The organism is Candidatus Cloacimonadota bacterium (genome assembly GCA_034722995.1).
Classification (GTDB): Bacteria; Cloacimonadota; Cloacimonadia; order JGIOTU-2; family JGIOTU-2; genus JAGMCF01.
In genome coordinates this window covers 15,458-19,771 of record JAYEOL010000028.1, presented here as the reverse complement: position 1 = coordinate 19,771, position 4,314 = coordinate 15,458, and the positions used below count along the sequence as shown (strand labels likewise).

Genomic DNA, 4,314 nt, shown 5'->3' with positions numbered 1-4,314 from the left:
ATTTTTGCCAGTTCATCCTCAAATTGAGAGATAAAATCAATTATCTTAAACGCAATATCTCTTAATATCTGTAATTGTTTTATTCTTTTCTCAGTCCATTCGCTCTCACCAGAAAAAACATACTGATAAATCCAGATATTAAACTGTTCCTTCAAAAATTCCTTTGCGTTCCTGTTTATAAAGTAATCCACTTCGCTTTGTTTTTCAAAAACTCTAAATGCATTCTCTAAACTATCTTCTGTTATTCTCACTCCTTCCCTATTTAATGCCCTTAAAATCTCAACAATCTTTGTTTTCTTGCCTCTTTCAGAATAAAAGACATTAAAAACAATTGCTCCATCTTTCCTTTTCTCTTTAAACTCATAGACAATTTCTCTCTTCTCATTTGCTTTTTTATGTTCAAGAGCAGAAACATCAAAGAAGAATTTGAAACCATCCGTTTCTACTTCCAGATTTTTAAACAATCTGTCGGTTTTGACATAATAAAGCATGTGGGTTTTCCAGAACAGAATAACATCTTTGTCATCAGTATAGACTTTTTCATAAATATTTTGGTGAATCGGTGTATGTCTAAAGTAGATAGAGCCACTTTCTGAGAAGTACCGATGGAAGAAGGTATACAGTTTTTCAAAAAGTTCTTCTCTAAAATCAGGAAAAGGTTCTAATGCTTTTGATATATCTTTTTGAAGTTTAGGGAAAACACCTTTTTCGTAATATCTTGATTTAATTCTCATTAAATTAATAAATCCAGATTCTCCTTCAACTTTTGCACCAACAAAGATGTCTTTCAAAGCATTATAGAATTTTTGTTCTTTAGTCATATTAAGTTCCTTTTAGTTAATAATATATAAAACTTTTTATACTTCTCAATCAGCCCTTCATCGGCAAAACTGAAGTATTTATTATCGCCAATGATAATGTGGTCAAGGATTTTAATTTGCATGTTTCGGAGACCCGACTCGGGTTCTGCGAACTCGAGTCGAGTTTCTTTGCATAATCGTGAAGTTAATCGTGAGCCTAATCGTGAAGTCTTAAAACAACACATAATGAAGTCCTCTTCCTTTTCCGGTTGATTTCAATACTTTCAATTCAATAAGTTTTTTTATTTCGTCCAAAGCACCTCTATTGGAAAGTTTAAACATTTCCCTTACATCACGATTTGTAATCTTATCATTTTGATTTATAAATTCCACTATCTTCATCTGCCTTTCTGTTAAAGCAATCTGTCCTCTTTTTGTCTTTCTTAATCTTTCACTGCTGAGTCTTATTACTCTTTCTTTAACTGCCTGAATGCTTACATTTACACCTTCCGCAAAATATTCAAGCCAATTTGTAATGTCAAGAATGTTTTGGTCAACGCTTTGTAATGCTCTGTAGTAAGCCTGCCTGTCTGAATCGTAGTAGTCATCAAGGCAGAAAAACTGTTTGGTGTCAAATCCTCGTTGATAAAGAATAAGAGTAGCTAACACACGCGATGTTCTGCCATTTCCATCTATAAATGGATGAATTCTCACAAATTCGTAATGGATTATTCCTGCTTCAATTACTGGTTCAAGTTCTTTCGGTTCTTCTGAATTTATCCACTGAACTAAATCATTTACTAAAACAGGCACATCTTTATTTTGAGGTGGTCTGAAGAAAACCTCGCCAGTAAATCTATTTCCAACTACAATATAACGATTACGATAGACCCCACAATCATCAGGATTATTTAATGTATCTTTTGTTACCAACTGATGAATATTTAGAATGTCATTTTCGCAGATAGAATTTCCTTTGGTGAGCTTACCAATATTGTTTAATACATTTAGATAGTTTAGCACTTCTTGTTTATCTTTTTTGATAGCCATTATCTCTCTTCCTTTGGCTAATTCGCTAACCTGTTCTACAGATAATCTATTTCCCTCAATGCTTGTGGATGAATGAGCACTATGGATTATTGCTTCACGCCGTAAAAAGACTTCCCATTTAGGAATTAAAGGTGAACTGAGAATTATTTCTCTTGCAGCAGAAATACTTATAAGAGAACGAACAATTTTATTTGTGTATCTAAAATTTGGTTTAAACATTTTATCCTATTTTTAATTTCAGAACATTCTCAAAATGTATTAAATGAAAAGTTATTTCTGGATATTTTTCCTGGAAGAATTTATATTTATTAGGTTTGAATGATTTTTCTGAGAACTTAACTTCATAAGCATTGGATTCCTGAATTATGAAATCAACTTCTTGCTTTTTTTGAGTTCTCCAGAATTTAATTTCATCAATATCATAAAAATCCATAAATCGTCTGAATACAAAATTTTCTAATAATTCTCCCTTATCCTGTCTTAATGCAATAGGTTCAAAATTTTTTAAAAAATAGTTTCGTGACCCTAAATCATTATAATATACTTTTGGCATTTTTCTTAATTCTTTTGAATAATTTCTATAAAAGGGGTGAATTCTTGAAATGTGAAATGAGCGCTCCATAAGATTTACATAAGCTTCAACACTTAGATGTTTCATATTTATTTCATTTCCTATGTTATTTGCATTATAAAGTCCTTTTCTACCAGACAAAATTCTTAGAATATCAAGATAAGCATCAGGATATTTTAAATTAGCTTCTAAAGCATCTTTTTTAATATATGATTCTGCTATATCTTTTAAGATTAATTTTTTCTCCGTTGTATTTGACTCTAAAACAACATCCGGATAGCCACCAAAAAGCAAATATTCGTTTAACCACTTGTTTAATTCTGCAATATATATTTCCGGAATGTTACCAGAATTTATAAAAGGGACTATTTCTTCTCTATTTTTAAAATTCAAAAATTCTTCAAAACTTAAAGTTGGCAAACTGAAAATGCGTTTTCTACCAGCCAAACTGTCTTTAAATTTCCTATCAATATAAAATGCTGATGAACCGCTTACAATCATTTTTATTTGATGACTATTTAAATCATAATGATATTTGAGAAAATTTGTTGGGTCTTTCAGGTATTGTATTTCATCAATAAAAAGTATGATACTGCTCTTATCGTTAAAGGGAGGTATCACATTATAAAGATTGCGAGGATGAGTATTTAAAATACTTAATATTTCAGGATCTTCTAATGATATATAAAAAGTTTGATTTCCTTTAGATTTTAAAAATGAATTCATTTGTTGCATTAAGGTTGTTTTTCCAGTTTGACGAGCTCCAATAATAAGTGATATCTGTTTCTTATTTAGGTGGTTAAGTAAACTTTTATATAATGCTCTATATTTCATAATAACAAATTATCCCCAAAAACAAATTTGTCAACAAAAAATTATCCTATTTTAGAATTAATGTGAATAACAAAATATCCCTTTTTCAAATTCTTTTAATAACAAATTATCCTTTTTATTTGTAATGGTCTTCAACATGAAACTCAACCAAGGTTTAAAGAACTCGAGTTTCAAAGATTATATTCTTCAATCAGCCCTTCATCAGCAAAACTAAAGTATTTATTATCTCCAATAATAATATGGTCAAGAATTTTGATCTGCATAACTTTTCCAGCATTTACTAAATTTTTTGTAATATCTTTATCGCTTTGAGAAGGTTCCGGATTTCCTGATGGATGGTTATGGACAAAAATTAAGCTAACGGCATTATAATTGATGGCCTTTTTCATTATTTCACGAGGATAAACAACGCTAGAGACTAAACTTCCCTCAAAAAGATCTTCAGTATTTATTATCTTATTTTTTGCATCTAAAAATAATACTTTAAAAATTTCCTTTTTATTCTTTTGCATAGATTGGAATAAATAATCATAAACTTCTTTTGATGACTTTAATTGAATTTTTTTACCAATGATTCTTTCTTTTAGATATCGTTCGGATATTTCCTGAAAAAGTTTTATTCCAAAAGCATTATGAGGTCCTATTCCATCTATTTCCTGAAGCTTATCCATTGTAGCTTCAAGAACACCTTTCAGAGATTTGAATTTTTTTATAGCTTCTTTTGCCAGTTGCTTACAGTCCTTTCGTGGTGTTCCAAGAGTTAGAAGCAATTCAACTATTTCATAATCGTGAAAGCCAGATATACCCGACTTGATAAACTTTTCTCTCAGTCTTTTACGATGTCCGTCTTTATCATTTATTGTTTTCATACGAAAATCGCTTCTTTACCTCAACCCCTAACCCCTTCTCCTGCAAGGAGAAGGGAAACTTTCCCTCTCCTTTTTTTAAGGAGAGGGTTAGGGTGAGGTTAAATTTTCATGTTCCTTTCAGGCTATTCGCCCAGACAGGTCAGGCTCGGCGCCTCTGTCTCGGCTCCCGATACATCGGGAGACGGGCAGA

The 4,314-nt window shown here is 31.1% G+C and carries 5 protein-coding genes; all 5 read right to left on the bottom strand.

Annotation, left to right across the window (positions count from 1 at the left end):
* The coding region (locus U9R23_03915) for a site-specific DNA-methyltransferase (GenBank protein MEA3475575.1) at positions 1-821 on the bottom strand (821 nt) is incomplete at its 3' end.
* A complete protein-coding gene (locus tag U9R23_03910; GenBank protein MEA3475574.1) occupies positions 818-943 on the bottom strand; it encodes a JAB domain-containing protein in 126 nt (41 codons plus the stop codon). The genes U9R23_03910 and U9R23_03915, both read right to left, overlap by 4 nt.
* An 88-nt stretch (positions 944-1,031) precedes the next feature.
* On the bottom strand, positions 1,032-2,069 hold the full coding sequence (locus U9R23_03905) for a Fic family protein (protein ID MEA3475573.1): 1,038 nt from the start codon (positions 2,067-2,069) through the stop codon (positions 1,032-1,034).
* A gap of 1 nt (position 2,070) precedes the next feature.
* Positions 2,071-3,255 carry an AAA family ATPase gene (locus U9R23_03900; protein ID MEA3475572.1) on the bottom strand — a complete coding sequence of 395 codons (1,185 nt, stop codon included), beginning with the start codon at positions 3,253-3,255 and terminating at the stop codon, positions 2,071-2,073.
* A 170-nt stretch (positions 3,256-3,425) separates the two neighbouring features.
* Positions 3,426-4,124: a DNA repair protein RadC gene (gene radC / locus U9R23_03895; GenBank protein ID MEA3475571.1), complete on the bottom strand. Its 699-nt coding sequence runs from the start codon at positions 4,122-4,124 to the stop codon at positions 3,426-3,428.
* Positions 4,125-4,314: the final 190 nt, after the last annotated feature.